Origin of the sequence: Salipiger mangrovisoli (assembly GCF_015223355.1) — a bacterium.
In the GTDB taxonomy this organism is placed as follows: Bacteria; Pseudomonadota; Alphaproteobacteria; order Rhodobacterales; family Rhodobacteraceae; genus Salipiger; species Salipiger mangrovisoli.
Window position 1 is genome coordinate 164,192 of the sequence record NZ_JADFFK010000004.1, and the last position, 16,600, is coordinate 180,791.

Genomic DNA, 16,600 nt, shown 5'->3' on the forward strand with positions numbered 1-16,600 from the left:
CTCAGGGGGGACCGGGCCAGGTGGCTCAATCATATTCACACTGACGAATATATAATTCCGACTCGAGATGTCACCCCCGACTGGGGATTTTTCCCCTGTCAGGCGTCGACTGCCTTGCGCGCAAGCTGCAGGAACTGTGCCTGCTCGGCCTCGGTGAGTTTGCCGAGGATCTCCGCCTGCAGTGCCGCGACCATGGGGGCGACCTGCGCGAGAGCGACCTCGCCCTCGCCGGTCAGGCGCAGAGTGCGGGCGCGCCGGTCCTCCTCGTTCACATGCCGCGCCACCAGCCCCTTTTTCTCGAGTCGTTTCACCACCTCGCCGATCGTCGCCCGGTCATAGGCGATAAGCGACGCAAGCCGGGCCTGATCGATCCCCGGCTCTCGCGCCAGCACGTCGAGCGCCGCGTATTGCACAGAGGTCAGCTCCATCGGCGCCGATTTCATCCGTTCGGCGAAGACCGCGCTAGAGCGCTGGTGCAGCCTGCGGATCAGGTGGCCGGGCATCTGCGCCAGATCGTCCCGTGAGGTCATGGGGTTGGGCTCCGAAATATGATATGTGCACTTACCATATTGACTCCGCCCCAGGCTACAGAAATATAATACGTATACTTACTAAATCGGGAGGATCAGGCCATGCAGTTTCACCTGAACGGATTTCGCAGCGGCGACCCCGCCCGCGCCGACGCCCTGCCCGGCTTGGGCGAAAGGGCACGGGACATCGACGTTCTGATCGTCGGCTGCGGCCCGGCGGGACTGACCCTGGCAGCCCAGCTCTCGGCGTTCCCCGAGATCTCGGTGCGCATCACCGAGCGCAAGCCCGGCCCGCTGGAGGTGGGACAGGCCGACGGCATCGCCTGCCGCTCGGTCGAGATGTTCGAGGCATTCGGCTTTGCCGAAAAAGTCGTGAAAGAGGGCTACTGGGTTAACGAGGTTGCCTTCTGGCGCCCCGGCGGCGATGGCGCCCTGCACCGCGCCGACCGCATTGAGGACGTCGAGAACGACCTGTCCGAGATGCCGCACGTGATCCTCAACCAGGCGCGGGTGCATGATTTCTACCTCGAGATCATGCGCAATTCACCGCGCCGCCTGACGCCGGACTACAACCGCGAGCTGATAGAGCTGACCGAGACTGGGGATGACGTTTACCCGATCGAAGCGACGTTCAAATGCCTCGACGGGAGCGGCACCGAGACCCTCCGCGCCCGCTATGTCGTCGGCTGCGACGGCGCCCGAAGCACGGTGCGCGCCTCGATGGGCCACGCGCTGAAAGGCGAGTCGGCGCGCCAGCTCTGGGGGGTGATGGACGTGCTGCCGGTCACCGATTTTCCCGACATCCGCCTCAAGGCGGCGATCCAGTCCGCCAATCAGGGCAGCGTGCTGATCATCCCGCGCGAGGGCGGCTACATGGTGCGCATGTACATCGAGCTGGGCGAGTTGCACGGCACCGAGCGCGCCGCTGACCGCGATGTGAGCGCCGAACTTCTGATCGCCAAGGCGCAGGCGATCCTCGCCCCCTATGCGCTCGACGTGAAAGAAATCGCCTGGTGGTCCGCCTACGAGATCGGCCAGCGGGTCTGCGACGCCTTCGACGACGTACCAGAGACCGAGCGCGGCAGTCGCAGTCCACGCGTCTTCATCGCCGGGGACGCCTGCCACACCCACAGCCCCAAGGCTGGGCAAGGTATGAACGTCAGCATGGCCGATACGTTCAACCTTGGCTGGAAACTCGCCGCGGTGCTGCGTGGGCGCGCCGCACCTGCCCTTCTGGACACCTACTCCGAGGAACGACGCGCCAAGGCCAAGGAGCTGATCGACTTCGACCGCGACATGGCCCGCCTGTTCAGCGCCAAGCCGAAGGACGACGCCGAGGCCGCGCAGTTCCAGCGCTATTTCAAGCAGCACGGTCGCTACACCGCCGGGGTCGAGACGCGCTACGATCCCTCGCTGATCACCGGGGGCACCGAGAATCAGGCGCTCGCAACCGGTCAGCGCGTGGGCAAGCGATTCCACTCTGCCCCTGTGGTGCGTCTGGCGGACGCGAAGCCCATGCAGCTCGGTCATGCCTTCTTGGCCGACGGGCGCTGGCGCGTGCTGGCCTTCGCGCCGGCCGGGGACATGGGCCTGCCAGGCGGCGCAGTCGCGCGGCTCTGCACCGCGCTGGAGCCGGTGATCGCGAGCTTCACCCCCGAGGGCACCGACCCGGACAGCGTCCTTGATCTGCGCGCCGTCTTCCAGGTGCCGCACCGCGAGCTCCGGCTCGAAGACCTCCCCCCCGTGCTGCTGCCGAAGAAGGGACAGCACCGGCTGACCGACTATGAAAAGGTCTTCTGCGCGGCACCGAACGGTCCCGATATCTTCGACCTTCGCGGCATTGACCGCGCTCGCGGCGCATTGCTCGTTCTGCGCCCCGACCAGCATGTCGCGCAGGTTCTTCCGCTCGATGCGGTGAACGAAATTTCCAAATTCCTCAACGGCTTCCTGCTCCCAGCGTAACCCCACGGAAGCCCTCGGGCCGCCGCCCCCGCGGCGGCCCGAAAAGCAGGCGACAATTTAGTTATTGACTATAACTATTATCCTTCATACCGTTTTTGACAGGAGGAACCCCATGCCGCAGACTGACGACCTTTCCGAAGACCGTGGCGGGCCGACTGTGGAGGACACGGTGCTCGGCGATCTGATCGGATACCGGCTGAAACGCGCCTACATGCAGATCCAGCCCCAGGCGCAGCGCGTGCTGGCCGAGGACGACCTGCGGGTGGTCAGCTTCTCGTGCCTGTCGATCATCACCGACAACACCGGGATCGTGCAGTCGGAGCTTGCGGATGCCTTGCAGATGGAGCGCTCGAATCTCGTCGTGATCATCGACGAGCTGGAGCAGCGTGGTCTCATCACCCGCAAGAAGGTTCCCACCGACCGCCGGCGCTATGCGCTGACGGCCACGCTGCGCGGACGGCGCCTGCGCGACCGTGCCGCCGAAAAAGTCAGATCCGCCGAAGACGAAATCATCGGCCGGCTCGACGAAAGAGACCGCGCGCATCTTATGGCCGTTCTGCAACGGCTCGAGGACAACACGCGCTGAGCGAACAATGCGGGCGGCAGAGGAGGCCGGCCGCGAACTGTCACAGGGAGGATAACCATGAAAACGCGTTTTGCGGCGACCCTGCTCGCCTGCTCGATTTCTGCGCTGGCTGTCAGCGCCTCGGCCGACACCATCCGCGCCACCAGCGGCTTCGGTCCCAACCACGCCGTCGCCAAGGACGTCTACCCGACGCTCTTCAAGAAGCTCGAAGAGCTGACCGATGGGCGCTGGACGGGCCAGGACACGCCCTCGGGGCTGGTCGCGCCCAACGAGATGTCGACCGGCCTGCGCGACGGCGTGACCGAGTTCGGCGCGCTGCTGATGCCCTATTTCGTCGCCGAATACCCCGACAGCGTGCTGGTCTCGGAACTCTCGATGCTGGGCTCCAGCGCCGCCGTCGTCAGCTCGGCGGTGACCGAGTACATCGCCACCTGCGCGCCCTGCCAGGCGGAATTCACCCGCAACGGCCAGATCTACCTCGGCTCCGACACCACGCCGCTCTACGATCTGCTGTCGACCAAGCCGGTGAAGACCGCCGACGACATGAAGGGCCTCAAGGTCCGTTCCGGCTCGCCCTTCTATGCGGCCTTCGTCGAAAGCGTCGGCGGCGCGCCCGTGCAGATGCCGTCCTCGGAGCTTTTCGAGAGCCTCAGCCAGGGCGTGATCGACGCGACCTTTTCCTCGCCGCATGAGATCATCGCAAACCGGCTCGGCGACGTGGTGGACTACGTGACCGAGATCGAGGAGGGCGTGTTCAATGGCGCTGCGATCACCACTGCGAGCGCGATGCTCTGGGATCGCATGGATGCCGATGACCGCATGGCGCTGGCGACCGCGGCGCAATACGGCATCGCTGCGGGCATGGCCGGCTTCGACCGCCAGATCGAGGAAGTGCGCGCCGGCGAGATGGTCGAGTTCATTGAGCCCGACCAGAGCCTGATCGACGCCCGTGACAGCTTCAACGAAGAGCGTCTCGCCAATGCCGCCTCGATCCTCGAGGGCCGCGGCGTTGCCGACGCGCAAACCAAGATCGACCGCTACAAGGCGCTCATCGACAAGTGGGAAGAGCTGGTCACCCCCGACATGACCCCGGAAGAGCTGGCCGCCCTGCGCACCGAGGAAATCTGGTCGAAAATCGACCTGACCTCCTACGGCAGCTGATCCTGCCGCGCGCGCCGGCGCTCCTCCGGCGCGCGCCTCCCAGACATTTCCCCTCATCCCCGGAGGATCGGATGCTTGCTCCGATTGAGACCGCCGTGGCGCGGATCAGTATGATATTGGGTGGCTTCGTGCTGCTGGCGATGATGCTGCAGGTCGTGGTGGACGTCTTCATGCGCGCCTTTCTCGGCGCCGGCTTCCCCGCCACCGCCGATCTCGTCGGCAAGTACTACATGGTCGCGGTCAGCGTCCTGCCCCTCGCGCTGACCGAACTGAAGCGCCGCCATATCGAGGCGACGGTCTTCACCCAGACCTTGACCGGCACTCCGCTGAAACTGGTCCAGCTGCTCGGCTTCGGCATCTTTGCGGCGGTGCTTGCCGTGCTGACCTACGGCTCCAGCCTCGAAGCGCTCCGCCAGATGTCGCGCGGCGCCTACATCGAGGCCGGCACCCTGCGCTTCGTCACCTGGCCGAGCTACTGGATCCTGCCGATTTCCTTCGCCCTTGCCCTGCTGATCATGGCGATACGCATCCTCGAGGTGCTGACCGGCCGCTTCGGCGAACATGACCACGATCCCGTCGGCGCACTTGAAGACATGTCCAATTCCGGGGAGACCCTCTGATGGATCCCGTCACCATCGGCATTCTCGCCCTTGCCGCCCTGCTCATCCTGATCGGCCTGCGCGTGCCCATCGCCGCCAGCCTGATCCTCGTCTCCTTCGTCGGCATCTGGGCTGTCGCGGGCATCCGCCCGGCGCTCTCGATGATCTCGACCATCCCCTACACCACCTCGGCGAGCTGGACGCTCAGCTCGATCCCGATGTTCCTGCTGATGGGCTACATCGCCTACCACTCCGGCCTCACCCGCGGCCTCTTCGAGGCGGCGCGGGTCTGGTGGGGCTGGCTGCCCGGCGGGCTGGCCATCGCCTCGCTGGCGGGGGCCTCGGGCTTTGCCGCGGTGTCGGGCTCGTCGGTTGCCTGCTCCGCCGCCATCGGCCGCATCGCGGTGCCCGAGATGGCGCGGCAGAAATACGACCTGCGCATCGCCACCGGCGCGGTCGCCGCAGGCGGCACCATCGGCGCGCTGATCCCGCCGTCGATCATCCTGATCCTCTTCGGCATCCAGGCCGAGACCTCGATCAACGACCTTTTCCTCGGCGGGCTTTTCGTCGGCCTCGCGTCGCTCGCCTTCTACATCTGCGCCGTTCTGGTTGTCTGGCTGCGCAACCCCGCAAGCCTGCCGCGCGCCGAGCCCTACACCATGGGCGATCGCTGGAAGAAGACCGCCGAGATCTGGCCGGTGCTGCTGCTCATCGGCGCGGTGTTCGGCGGGCTCTTCTCCGGCTTCTTCACCGCCACCGAGGCGGGGGCCTTCGGCAGCTTCGTCGCGCTGCTGCTCGGCATCGCCCGCCGCTCGCTGAGCTGGGCCGACTTCAAGGAAAGCATCGTCGACACGCTGCTCTCCTCGGGCGCGCTCTTCATCATCGCCATCGGCGCCAACCTCTTCACCCGGCTCGTCGCCATGTCGGGCCTCTCGATGCAGATGGGCATGTTCGTCGAGGGGCTCGGCCTCGGCACCTTCGCGCTGCTGCTGGTGATCGTGCTGATCTACCTGATCCTCGGCATGTTTCTCGAGCCGATCGGCGCGCTGCTGCTGACCCTGCCGCTCTTCCTGCCGATCCTTGCCCAGCACGGCGTCGACAAACTGTGGTTCGGCCTGCTGGTCGCCAAGCTGCTGGAGATCGGCATGATCACGCCGCCGGTGGGGCTCAACGTCTTCGTCATCCACTCCGTCGCCCGCGACTACGTGCGGCTGGAGCAGGTCTTCGCGGGGATCGTGCCCTTCATCCTCGCCGACCTCGTGCTGGTCGGCGGCCTGCTCGCCGTGCGCGGCTTCTTCTGAGGATTTCCCCATGGACATCAATGGAACCATCGCCCTCGTCACCGGTGCCGGAAGCGGCCTCGGCGAGGCCACCGCGCGGCGGCTGGCGGCGGCGGGCGCAAAGGTCGCGGTGCTGGACCTCTCGGCCGAGGCCGCGCAGCGGGTGGCAGGCGAGATCGGCGGGCTCGCCGTGGCGGTCGACGTTTCGGACGCTGCTGCCGTGGAAAGTGCGTTCGCCGAGGTCACCGAGAAACTCGGCACCCCCCGCATTGCGGTCAACTGCGCCGGCATCGGCACCGCCACCCGCATCCTCCCGCGCGATGGCGCGCTGCCCATCGAGGCCTTCGAGCGCACGCTGAAGGTCAACACGCTCGGCAGTTACATCGTGCTCAGCCACGCCGCCCGCGCCATGTCGGCGCTGGAGCCCGTCGATGCGGACGGCGCGCGGGGGATCATCCTCAACACCGCGTCCGTCGCCTATCAGGACGGGCAGATCGGACAGGCCGCCTATGCCGCCTCGAAGGGCGGGATCGCCTCGCTCACCCTGCCCGCCGCGCGTGAATTGGCCCGCTTCGGCATCCGCGTGATGACCATTGCGCCGGGTCTCTTCGAGACCGCCATGAGCGCCGGATTGCCGCCCGAGGCACGCGCCGCGCTGGAGGCTGGCCTGCCCTTCCCCTCGCGCATGGGCAGACCCGACGAATTCGCCCTGCTGGTGCAGCAGATCATCCAGAACCCGCTGCTGAACGGCGAGGTGATCCGCCTCGACAGCGCCGTCCGGCTCGCCCCGAAATGACCGCCCGCCCCAAGACCCCGAAGGAGACTGCCATGTCCGACCACGCCAAGTACCTGACCACCGAGGTGGACGGCCAGATCGCCACCCTCACCATGATCCGCACCGACAAGCGCAATGCCATGAGCGACGGGCTGATCGCGGCGCTGGAGAACGCCTATGTGACCCTGCCCAAGGAGGTGCGCGTGGTGATCCTGACCGGCGCGGGCGGGCATTTCTGCTCGGGGCTGGACCTGTCGGAACATGTCTCGCGCAGCGCCGAGGATGGCGTCTACCACTCGCGCAACTGGCACCGGGTGATGGAGATGATCCAGTTCGGCGGCAAGGTGACGATCTCGGCCATGGAGGGCGCGGTGATCGGTGGCGGGCTGGAGCTGGCGGCCTCGACCCATGTGCGCATCGCCGAGCCTTCGGTGATCTTCCAGCTGCCCGAGGGGCGGCGCGGCATCTTCGTCGGCGGCGGCGCCTCGGTGCGCGTGGGCCGTATCCTCGGGGCGGATCGCATGGTCGAGATGATGCTCACGGGGCGCAAATACGGTGCCGAGGACGGGCTGCGGCTGGGGCTGACCCATTACAGCGTCGAGGCGGGTGAGGCGCTGCCGCTGGCCCGCAAGCTGGCCGAGCAGATCGCCGGGAATGCGCCCATGTCCAATTACTTCATGGTGCAGGCCCTGAGCCGGATCAACGACATGTCGCGCAGCGATGGCCTATTCACCGAGAGCCTCTGCGCCGCGCTGGTGCAGACCACCCCGGACGCAGAAGAGGGGCTCAACGCCTTCCTCGAAAAGCGCGCGCCCGTGTTCCGCTGAACCGAACCGGAGGGAGGAGGAATGGACATGAAACTCATCGAACCGGCGCCGACAGGCCATGAGGCCCGCGCGGCATGGGCCCGCCAACACACGCTGAACCGCTACGTGCCGCACAAGGTGCTCCGCGAGGACCGCGAGGATGGCACCATCCTGCTGCGCTCGGGCTACGATCTGCCCGTGGCGGTGCCCAACACCGGCGCGTGGCTTCATCGCTGGGCAGCGGAGGCCCCCTATCGCGTCGCCGTCTCGGAGCGCCCCACCGAGGGCCCCGGCTGGCGCAACGTGACCTATCAGGAGCTGCTTCAACAGGTGCGCGCCATCGCCTCGGCGCTGCTGGCACGCGGGCTAGATAAGGGCGACACCATCGCCATGCTCTCGGGCAACGGGCTCGATCACCTGCTGGTCTCGCTGGCGGCGCAATACATCGGCGTGCCGGTGGTGCCGCTGGCCGAGCAGTACTCGCTGATCCCCGAGGCCCACGGGCGGCTGATCTACGTACTCGACAAGGTCACCCCCAAGATCGCCTTCGTCGATGACGCGACGCGCTATGCCTCCGCCCTTGCCCTGCCGCAGCTCGCGGACGTCGAGGTCGTCGCCGCGCGTGGCGAGGCCGGGCGTCCGGTCACGACCATGGCCGAACTGCTGGCCACCGGGGAAAGCCCCAAGCTCGACGCGGTGCACGCGACCGTCGGCCCGGACACGCTGGCGAAGATCCTCTTCACCTCCGGCTCCAGTTCCGATCCCAAGGGCGTGTTGACCACGCACCGGATGATGTGCGTCAACCAGGTGCAGATGCAGGTCGCCCTGCCCTTCCTGATGGACCACGCGCCGCGCATCACCGACTGGCTGCCGTGGAACCACGTCTTCGGCGGCTCGCACAACGTGAACATGATGCTCGCGCACGGCGGCACGCTGACCATCGACAGCGGCAAGCCCACCGGCAAGGGCTTCGAGACCACGCTGAAGAACCGCACAGACCGGCCCGGCACGCTGGCCTTCAACGTGCCGGTCGGCTGGAACATGCTGGTCGGCGCGATCAAGGACGACCCGGCGCTGCAGCAGCATCTCTTCAAGGACCAGCAGCTGCTGTTCTACGCAGGGGCCTCGCTGCCGCAGGACGTCTGGGAGGCGCTCGAGCAGTTCTGCATCCACGCCCGCGGCGGGCTGCCGATGATGATCTCGAGCTGGGGCCTGACCGAGACCGCCCCCGCCTGCCTGATGGTGCACGAGCCCATCGGCCGCTCGGGCGTGATCGGCGTGCCGCTTCCGGGTGTCGAGGTGAAGCTGATCCCCGACGAGGACATGCGCTGCGAGGTCCGGGTGAAGGGCCCCAACGTGATGGAAGGCTACTTCAACGACCCCGCGAAGACCGCCGAGGCCTTCGATGAGGAGGGCTTCTTCATCACCGGCGACGCGGTGCGCTTCGTCGATCCCGAGGACGCCAACCGCGGGCTGGTGTTCGACGGCCGCGTCTCGGAGGACTTCAAGCTCGACACCGGCACATGGGTGCAGGCGGGCAACCTGCGCATGGCCGCGCTGAAGGAGCTGGCCGGGATCGCGCAGGACGTGGTGATCTGTGGGCACGATCGCGGCGAGGTCGGGCTCTTCATCTTCCCCGTCCCCGGTGCCGCCAAACCCGGCGAGGAGACCCAGGGCGCCATCACCGACGCCGAGCTGATGACCAAGATCGAGCTGCGCCTGCGCGAGATGAACGCCCATGTCACCGGCTCTGCCAAGCGCATTACCCGTGCGCTGGTGCTGGCCGAAGCGCCCTCGCTCGAACACCACGAGATCACCGACAAGGGCTCGCTCAACATCAAGAAGATCCTGACCCGCCGCGCCGACCTGCTCGAGCGGCTCTACGACAACGAAGATCCGGCGCTGATCCGCGTCTGAGGAGGCATCCATGATCGACTTCGCCAAGATCCGCGCGATCGACTTCCACACCCACGCCGAGGAAGCCTGCGGCTGTCATACCGACGACGGCTACGACGAACTGCAGTCGACGATGGCCAAGTACTTCGGCGCGCCCTGGGCGCATCCGCCGACCATCGACGAGACCGCCGCGCATTACCGGCAGATGAACATCGCCGCGGTGATCTTCCCCGTCGACAGCGAGCGCGAGACCGGCTACCGGCGCTACGACAACTACGAGGTCGCCGACGCCTGCGCCAAGAACAACGACATCCTCATACCCTTCGCTTCGATCGACCCCGCCAAGGGCAAGCTCGGCGCGCGCGAGGCGCGGGACCTGGTGCAGAACCACGGCATCAAGGGCTTCAAGTTCCACCCCACGATGCAGGGCTTCTATCCCAACGATCGCATGGCCTATCCGCTCTACGAGGCGATTGCCGAGGCCGGGGTGCCGGCGCTCTTCCACACCGGGCAGACCGGCGTCGGCTCGGGCATGCGCGGTGGCAACGGCATGCGGCTGAAATACTCGAACCCGATGTACATGGATGATCTGGCGGTGGATTTCCCCGACATGCCGATCATCCTGGCGCATCCCTCCTTCCCCTGGCAGGAAGAGGCGCTTTCGGTCGCGCAGCACAAGCCCAACGTCTACATCGACCTCTCGGGCTGGTCGCCGAAGTACTTCCCGAAGATCCTCGTGCAATACGCCAACTCGATCCTGAAGAAGAAGATGCTCTTCGGATCGGACTGGCCGATGATCGCCCCCGAGAAATGGCTCGACGCCTTCGACAAGGCCGAGTTCAAGGACGAGGTGCGCCCGCTGATCCTCAAGGAAAACGCGATGCGCCTGCTGGGCATCCCGACCTGACCCACTCCCGCGCGCTCCGGCGCGCGGACTTCCCTCCTTCACGCGTGGAGCCGCAGCAGGCTCCGCGGCAGCGCTCCCGCGCCGCCAAGCCCCCCGCGAGCCGAGGCACAGATGATCCCTTTCCAGGCCCCCACCGACGAGATTTTCCGCAGCCTGCGTCTCTTTGCCGGGGACGCCCCCGGGTGGGATGCCGAGCTGTCGCTGGAGATCACCCAGCATTTTGCCGCCTTCGCCGAGGGCGTGCTTGCGCCGCTCAACGCGCCTGGCGACCGGCAGGGCTGTCGGCTCGAGAACGGCCGGGTGCGGATGCCCGAGGGCTTCGGCGCGGCCTATGCCGAGCTCGCCGAGAGTGGCTGGCAGGGGCTCACCGCCCCCGAGGCCTTTGGCGGACAGGCGCTCGATCACCTGACGGCGGCGGCTGTGTCGGAGATCTTCTCGGGGGCCAACCACGCGCTGCAAATGGTGACCGGTCTGGTGCCCGGCGCGATCTCGACCCTGCTCGCCCACGGCACGCCCGAGCAGCAGGCCGCCTATATCCCGCGCCTCACGTCGGGCGATTGGCTCTCGACCATGTGCCTGACCGAGGCCGGGGCGGGGTCGGACCTTTCGCGCATCCGCTGCAAGGCGACGCGGGTGGGGGACGCGTGGAAGATCGAGGGGCAGAAGATCTTCATCTCGGGCGGCGACCAGGACATGTCGCAGGGCATCCTTCACCTGGTCCTCGCCCGCACCGGCGCGCCCGAGGACGGGGTGAAGGGTCTGTCGCTCTTCCTCTGCACGTCAGATGTCGATGGGCTTCGCAACGCCATCACGGTCACGCGGATCGAGGAAAAGCTCGGCCTGCACGCCTCGCCCACCTGCCAGATGGAATTCGACGGCGCGACCGCCGAGCTGATCGGGGTTGAAGGCCGCGGGCTTTCGGCGATGTTCACCATGATGAACCACGCCCGGCTCGATGTGGCTTTGCAGGGCGTGGCCCACGCCACCCGCGCCTTCGCCATCGCCAGCGCCTATGCTGGCGAGCGCAAACAGGGCCGCACCCCCGACGGCGATCCCGCGCTGCTGACCGACCATCCCGACGTGGCGCGGATGCTGGAAGAGCAACAGGACCTCGCCCGCACGGCCCGCGGCATGTGCCATCTCGCACTGGCCGAACTGGAGAAGGCCGAGGCCCCTGCCCTCATCGAGTTCCTCACCCCGCTGTGCAAGATATATGCCACCGAGGCGGGCATCCGTTCGGCGGACCTCGGCATCCAGATCCTCGGCGGTTACGGCTATCTGGAGGAATACGGCGTTGCGCAGGTCTGGCGCGATGCGCGGATCACCGCGATCTATGAGGGTGCGAACGGCATCCACGCGCTGACCCTCGCGACACGCGGCCTGAAGCTGGAGGGTGGCGCGGCGATCGGGCAGTTCGCGGCGCTGCTGACGCGGCTTGGCGGGGATGACCCCGAGCTGGCGGTGGCCTGCGGGGCGTGGCAGACCCGTGCCCGGACCCTCGCCGAGACGCCAGAGGTCCGGGCCGCGGCGCATGGCTTTGCGCAGGAGACGGCGGATCTGCTGGCGCGGGCAGTGCGGCTGAGACTCGCGCGCGCCTGAGGACCTCGCGCCTTGGCAGCGGAGCGCTGCCGCGCTATGGGGGCGGCGAGAAATCCAGAGGCCCGACGATGCAGATCACCCACCTTGTCACCCATTCCGGCGGCTTCCACGCCGATGAACTGCTGTCCTCGGTGATCCTCACCCGCCTGTTCCCGGACGCCGAGATCATCCGCACCCGCGATGCCGGCTGGAACGCGCCCGGCGCGGGCAAGATCATCTACGACGTGGGTCGCGACTATGACCACGCGCGGGGCATCTACGACCACCACCAGAAAGACGCGCCGTTGCGCGAGGATGGGCAGCCCTACAGCTCCTTCGGGTTGATCTGGGCGCACTACGGCGCAGACTACCTGCGCGCGTCGGGCGTGCCCGAGGCCGATGTTGCGGGCATTCACGCCAGCTTCGACGCAGGCTTCGTGCTGCCGGTGGACCTGATGGACAATGGCGCACTCAGCCCCTCCGAGGCCGGGCCGATGCTGTCGGACCTGACGCTGCCGATGCTGCTGGAAAGCCTCAAGCCGGTTTATGACGACAACGCGCCCGAGGCCGAGGACATGGCCTTTGCGGGCGCGCTGCACATCGCCCGCGCCTTCGTCGAGGCGCAGGTCCGTCGCAAGGCCGCCAAGCGCCGTGCCGAAGCGCAGGTGATGACCGCCATCGAGACCGCCGGCGCAAGCCGCGTGCTCGAGCTGCCGCAAGGCATGCCCTTCCGCTCGGCGGTGGTGGCGGCGGGCGCGGATCACCTGCTGTTCGTGGTGCACCCGCGCGGCGAGGACTGGGCGCTCACCGGCATCCGCAAGAATGCCGACGGCTTCGATCAGCGCGCCGATCTGCCTGCCGCATGGGCCGGGCTGACCGACGCTGCGCTGGAAGAGGCGAGCGGCGTGCAGGGCGCGAAATTCTGCCACAACGGACGGTTCATCGCCGTGGCGGGCAGCCGAGAGGCAATCCTCGCGATGGCAGAGCTTGCCGTACGCGAGGCCGAAGCCGTGGCCGGCGCGGCCTGAGCCGCGCCCGCGAAGATCACTGCATCACGGCTTCGAAGCTGACCTGCAGCACGTCCTCCGGCCCAAGCAGGGCGGTCGGCGGCACGCGCTCGGCAGTGTCGGAGCCGTTGCGGTAGACCTCGTAGATCGTCTCGACCGCGGTGCCTAGGTCAGCGGCGGCGGCGGGGCTGGCACGGCGCAGGAAATCCAGCGCCATCTCAAGGTCGGTCTGTTCCTGCGCGACGCGCTGGTCGGCCTCGAGCTTGTCGCGAAGAAGGTTCAGCCGGTACTCTGTCTGCGCCTCCTGCATGTCGCTCTCGGCATTGGCGCGGGTCTGCTTGGCGCGCGAGATGAAGGCCGCGATCTCCAGCAGGTCGGCGTTATACTCGGACAGGTCGATCTTCAGGCCCAAGGTCTGTTCCTTGCGCGCAAGGCCGCGGGCCTCGAGCTCCATCATGCCATCGAGCTGCTCTTGAGTCGCGTCGAGACGCTCGTTGACCAGAGACCGGCGCTGGTCAAGCATCCCCGCCTCCTCATCGGCAAGCGAGCTGCGCAACGTAGCCCCCGAGATCAGGTCCTCCATCAGGGAGCGGCGCAAGCCCACCAGTTGCTCCTGCTGGAGGTCCAGATCTGCATCGGCCGACTCGGCTTCGGGCGCAACGCCGTCGAGCCGCGCCAGCTCGCGGGCGAGCGCATCCCGTTCGGATTGGGCGAAGGTCAGGCGGCTCCGCGCATCGGCGAGCGTGTTGCGGGCGTTCTCGATGTCGCGATCGCTGCCCATCTCTTCCTGAACCCGTTCGAAACCACCAGCCATGGCGACGGCCTTCATCACCGTCATGCCTGGGCGATACTGGTAGGCACCGGGGTTATCCACCGCACCCAGCACGAAGACATCGCGGTACTGGAGCATGTCGACCACCACCGATTCATGGCTGGAGAAGCGCTCGCGCGCGTCGCTCTCGATACGTTCCTCGATCTGCCGCATGGTGAGGCCGGCAACGCTGACCGGCCCGAGAAGATGCAGCGCGACATTGCCATCGGCGCGGACCTGGAAGGTGCCAGACATTTCTGGCTTGCCGTACACCGAGATGGTGAGCCGGTCGCCCACATCGACGAGGTAGTCCGGCGTCTCCGCCCGGACACCGCCGCCGCCAAAGGTGAGTGCCAGGACAAGCGCCGCACCGGCGGACATCTGGCGAAGGAAAACAACCATTCTCGCTACTCCTCAGTTGGGACTGTCCAGCCGGGGCGCACCCGGCTGGCGACGCGCGCCGGGGCGCGGCCTTTGCTTGCTGTCGTAAAGGGCGAAGATGCGCTCGCGCATGACCTCGGCGCTGAACCGCGCGGCAACGGTGCGGCGCGCCACGGCGCCTAGTTCGGCCGCGGCCGCGGGATCGGCCAGCAGCCCTGCCACCGCCTGTGCAAGCGCTTCGGGGTCAGCCGCGGGCACGAGCCGGCCGTTGACAGCGTCTTCCAACACGTCGGGAATGCCGCCAACCGCCGTCGAAGCAATGGCGCATTGCATCGCCATGCCCTCGAGCAGGATCATCGGCAGCCCTTCCCAGGCCGACGAGATCACCAGCACGTCGAGCGCGGCGAGCAGCTCGCGCATCCGGGTGATCGCGCCGGTCAGGATGAGCCGCTCCGGCCCGAGCCCGAGCGCCCGCGCCTGCGCTTCGATCTGCGGCGCGAGCGGTCCCTCGCCGACCACGAGGAACACCGCATCAGGCATGCGCTGCGCAAGCGTGGCGGCGCTGCGCAAGAAGGTCTCGTGGTCCTTCTGCGGGGTAAGGCTGCCGACCACAGCAACCACCTTCGCCCCGGGGCGCACGCCATAGGCGGCAAGGTCGAGAGGCTCGGCCCTGTCGCGGTCGAAGTGGTCGAGGTCGATGCCGTTGACGATGGTTTCGATCCGGTCGGCTCGGAAGCCGCCGGTGCGGGCGACGTGATCGGTGACCCGCTCGGACACACCGATGCAGGCGTCGGCCCCGGCGGTCACGGCACGATACACCAGGCTCATCGCCTTCTTCTCGCGCCAGGGGTCGGTGTTGTGCAGCGTGATCAGCCGCGGCACGCCGGACAGGCGTGCGGCCAGCTGGCCGACGAGATCGCTCTTGATCAGATGGCTGTGCAGAATGTCGGGCCGGAACTCGCGGATCAGTTTCAGGCAGCGGGAGAGCGCGCCCGGATCACGCAGGCCCTTGGCGCTGAGGCGGGTCATGCCGACACCGCGCTCGGCCACCCGCGCCTGAAGCGGGCCGGGTGTGAAATAGGCCACATGTGCCTCTCCGCCGCGCGCCTGGACGGCATCGAGCAGCCCGAGCAGCAGCATCTCGGCGCCCCCGATCTTCAGGCTGTCGATCACGTAGAGGATGCGCTTGCTCACCAGGCCACCTCCAACTCGGCCTGCGCCAGGGCCGGCTCGCCGGGGAAATGCGAGGCGATGCGCCGTGCGACCGCATCCCAGGTGAACTGCGCAGCCCGCGTCTTGGACGCAGTGCCCAGCCGCAGCGCGCGGTCCGGCATTGCGAGGGTCTGGAACAGCGCCTCGGCAAGTGCGGCCGGATCGCGCGCCGGGACGACATGGCCGGTTTCACCCTCGACCACGATCGAGCCGATGTCGCCCACGTCCGTCGACACGACAGGCAGGCCGAATTGCATCGCCTCGACGAAAACCACGCCGAAGGGCTCGAGCCGCGACGGCATGCAGAAACACGAGGACTGATGGAAATGTTCGGCCACCTGTTCGAGCGGCAGCCGGCCCAGCGCCTCGACGCCTTCGACCTGCACGTCGGGGCTGCATCCGATGATCGTCAGCGTCGCATCAGGCAGCCGCTCGCGCAGCAGCTTGAAGGCCTCGACGAGTTCCGGCCCGCCCTTGCGCTCCCAGTCCACGCCGACAAACAGGATGCGCCGCCGAGCAAACCGCTCCGGGCTCAGTTCGACCGGGTGCTTGGGCATCACCGAGGCCCCGGCACCGATCGCCGAGGCCCTCTGCGGAGCGATGCCATATTGTTCGACCAGCATCCGGCGGATCTTCGGCCCGAAGGTGAAGACATTCTCGGCCTGCGCGTAGATCTCGCGCTCGCAGTCGAACCAGCCGACGCTTGGCGCGCCAAATCGGCCCTGAAGGCTGGACATGCCGGCGCGCGCCACGTGGTCGGTGTAGACGAAGTTCGGAACACCGGGCAGCGCGGCGTTGAACAGCGATTGGGTCTGAAGGGTGAAATCATATTCCGCCGGATCGAAGCGGTCGCCGATCAAGGCGCTGATCGCGCGATAGTAGGCCTGCGAGCGCGCCAACCGATAGCGCAGCATATCCTTGGAGCTCCAGCTGGACAGCCCGTATTCGCGCTGCACCCCGAGAAGGCAGCGCAGCTGGCTCAGCATGTTGTCCTTGAACTCCTTGCCGACGTCGATGACGTCCAACTCCATCTCGGGGCGGACCCTTCGCAGGGCCGCCTCGAGCTGGGCGTTGATGTGCGAGAAACTCCCGCGGATCACGTACAATCC

At 67.3% G+C, this 16,600-nt stretch carries 15 protein-coding genes; 11 read left to right on the forward strand and 4 right to left on the reverse strand.

Going from position 1 to position 16,600, the window contains the following annotated elements; translation table 11 throughout:
* Window positions 1-98: 98 nt before the first annotated feature.
* Window positions 99-530, reverse strand: coding sequence for a MarR family winged helix-turn-helix transcriptional regulator (locus IQ782_RS07295; protein ID WP_240989150.1), 432 nt, complete (start codon window positions 528-530; stop codon window positions 99-101).
* 102 nt (window positions 531-632) lie between these two features.
* Here IQ782_RS07295 and IQ782_RS07300 point away from each other — a divergent pair, with 102 nt between their 5' ends.
* The 11 genes from IQ782_RS07300 to IQ782_RS07350 all read left to right on the forward strand — a co-directional run bounded on the left by IQ782_RS07300 (window position 633) and on the right by IQ782_RS07350 (window position 13,108).
* Window positions 633-2,492 (forward strand): FAD-dependent monooxygenase, encoded by a 1,860-nt coding sequence (locus IQ782_RS07300; protein ID WP_194133961.1) that lies wholly within the window; start codon window positions 633-635, stop codon window positions 2,490-2,492.
* Between the two features lie 112 nt (window positions 2,493-2,604).
* Complete coding sequence (locus IQ782_RS07305; protein WP_194133962.1) at window positions 2,605-3,078, forward strand: MarR family winged helix-turn-helix transcriptional regulator; 474 nt, start codon at window positions 2,605-2,607, stop codon at window positions 3,076-3,078.
* A gap of 57 nt (window positions 3,079-3,135) precedes the next feature.
* A complete protein-coding gene (locus IQ782_RS07310) occupies window positions 3,136-4,239 on the forward strand; it encodes a C4-dicarboxylate TRAP transporter substrate-binding protein (protein ID WP_194133963.1) in 1,104 nt (367 codons plus the stop codon).
* A 71-nt stretch (window positions 4,240-4,310) separates the two neighbouring features.
* Entirely contained in the window at window positions 4,311-4,859 is a 549-nt protein-coding gene (locus IQ782_RS07315) for a TRAP transporter small permease (protein WP_194133964.1), read from the forward strand.
* Entirely contained in the window at window positions 4,859-6,139 is a 1,281-nt protein-coding gene (locus IQ782_RS07320; protein ID WP_194133965.1) for a TRAP transporter large permease, read from the forward strand. The genes IQ782_RS07315 and IQ782_RS07320 overlap by 1 nt, the downstream gene beginning before the upstream one ends.
* A 10-nt stretch (window positions 6,140-6,149) precedes the next feature.
* Window positions 6,150-6,914, forward strand: a complete 765-nt coding sequence (locus IQ782_RS07325) for an SDR family NAD(P)-dependent oxidoreductase (protein ID WP_194133966.1) — start codon at window positions 6,150-6,152, stop codon at window positions 6,912-6,914.
* 32 nt (window positions 6,915-6,946) lie between these two features.
* On the forward strand, window positions 6,947-7,720 hold the full coding sequence (locus IQ782_RS07330; protein WP_194133967.1) for a crotonase/enoyl-CoA hydratase family protein: 774 nt from the start codon (window positions 6,947-6,949) through the stop codon (window positions 7,718-7,720).
* A 27-nt stretch (window positions 7,721-7,747) separates the two neighbouring features.
* Complete coding sequence (locus IQ782_RS07335) at window positions 7,748-9,616, forward strand: feruloyl-CoA synthase (RefSeq protein WP_420832630.1); 1,869 nt, start codon at window positions 7,748-7,750, stop codon at window positions 9,614-9,616.
* A 10-nt stretch (window positions 9,617-9,626) separates the two neighbouring features.
* Window positions 9,627-10,502 (forward strand): amidohydrolase family protein, encoded by an 876-nt coding sequence (locus IQ782_RS07340; protein ID WP_194133969.1) that lies wholly within the window; start codon window positions 9,627-9,629, stop codon window positions 10,500-10,502.
* 111 nt (window positions 10,503-10,613) lie between these two features.
* Window positions 10,614-12,101 carry an acyl-CoA dehydrogenase family protein gene (locus IQ782_RS07345; protein ID WP_194133970.1) on the forward strand — a complete coding sequence of 496 codons (1,488 nt, stop codon included), beginning with the start codon at window positions 10,614-10,616 and terminating at the stop codon, window positions 12,099-12,101.
* 68 nt (window positions 12,102-12,169) lie between these two features.
* Window positions 12,170-13,108 (forward strand): MYG1 family protein, encoded by a 939-nt coding sequence (locus tag IQ782_RS07350; RefSeq protein ID WP_194133971.1) that lies wholly within the window; start codon window positions 12,170-12,172, stop codon window positions 13,106-13,108.
* A 16-nt stretch (window positions 13,109-13,124) separates the two neighbouring features.
* On the opposite strand, the gene IQ782_RS07355 is transcribed toward IQ782_RS07350, so the two are convergent.
* From IQ782_RS07355 to IQ782_RS30290, 3 genes are read right to left on the reverse strand one after another with little or no spacing between them, the layout of a single operon-like run.
* A complete protein-coding gene (locus IQ782_RS07355; RefSeq protein ID WP_194133972.1) occupies window positions 13,125-14,300 on the reverse strand; it encodes a polysaccharide biosynthesis/export family protein in 1,176 nt (391 codons plus the stop codon).
* A 12-nt stretch (window positions 14,301-14,312) separates the two neighbouring features.
* Window positions 14,313-15,473 carry a glycosyltransferase gene (locus tag IQ782_RS07360; RefSeq protein WP_194133973.1) on the reverse strand — a complete coding sequence of 387 codons (1,161 nt, stop codon included), beginning with the start codon at window positions 15,471-15,473 and terminating at the stop codon, window positions 14,313-14,315.
* On the reverse strand, window positions 15,470-16,591 hold the full coding sequence (locus tag IQ782_RS30290; protein ID WP_194133974.1) for a glycosyltransferase: 1,122 nt from the start codon (window positions 16,589-16,591) through the stop codon (window positions 15,470-15,472). Before IQ782_RS30290 ends, IQ782_RS07360 begins: the two co-directional genes overlap by 4 nt.
* Between the last annotated feature and the right edge of the window lie 9 nt (window positions 16,592-16,600).

Bases quoted from the DNA above. Each gene is read 5' to 3' on its own strand.
- IQ782_RS07355 (WP_194133972.1), bottom strand. From the start codon at position 14,300: ATGGTTGTTTTCCTTCGCCAGATGTCCGCCGGTGCGGCGCTTGTCCTG.
- IQ782_RS07345 (WP_194133970.1), top strand. From the start codon at position 10,614: ATGATCCCTTTCCAGGCCCCCACCGACGAGATTTTCCGCAGCCTGCGT.
- IQ782_RS07305 (WP_194133962.1), top strand. From the start codon at position 2,605: ATGCCGCAGACTGACGACCTTTCCGAAGACCGTGGCGGGCCGACTGTG.
- IQ782_RS07295 (WP_240989150.1), bottom strand. From the start codon at position 530: ATGACCTCACGGGACGATCTGGCGCAGATGCCCGGCCACCTGATCCGC.
- IQ782_RS07350 (WP_194133971.1), top strand. From the start codon at position 12,170: ATGCAGATCACCCACCTTGTCACCCATTCCGGCGGCTTCCACGCCGAT.
- IQ782_RS07310 (WP_194133963.1), top strand. From the start codon at position 3,136: ATGAAAACGCGTTTTGCGGCGACCCTGCTCGCCTGCTCGATTTCTGCG.
- IQ782_RS07320 (WP_194133965.1), top strand. From the start codon at position 4,859: ATGGATCCCGTCACCATCGGCATTCTCGCCCTTGCCGCCCTGCTCATC.
- IQ782_RS07340 (WP_194133969.1), top strand. From the start codon at position 9,627: ATGATCGACTTCGCCAAGATCCGCGCGATCGACTTCCACACCCACGCC.
- IQ782_RS07315 (WP_194133964.1), top strand. From the start codon at position 4,311: ATGCTTGCTCCGATTGAGACCGCCGTGGCGCGGATCAGTATGATATTG.
- IQ782_RS07330 (WP_194133967.1), top strand. From the start codon at position 6,947: ATGTCCGACCACGCCAAGTACCTGACCACCGAGGTGGACGGCCAGATC.
- IQ782_RS07325 (WP_194133966.1), top strand. From the start codon at position 6,150: ATGGACATCAATGGAACCATCGCCCTCGTCACCGGTGCCGGAAGCGGC.
- IQ782_RS07335 (WP_420832630.1), top strand. From the start codon at position 7,748: ATGAAACTCATCGAACCGGCGCCGACAGGCCATGAGGCCCGCGCGGCA.
- IQ782_RS07300 (WP_194133961.1), top strand. From the start codon at position 633: ATGCAGTTTCACCTGAACGGATTTCGCAGCGGCGACCCCGCCCGCGCC.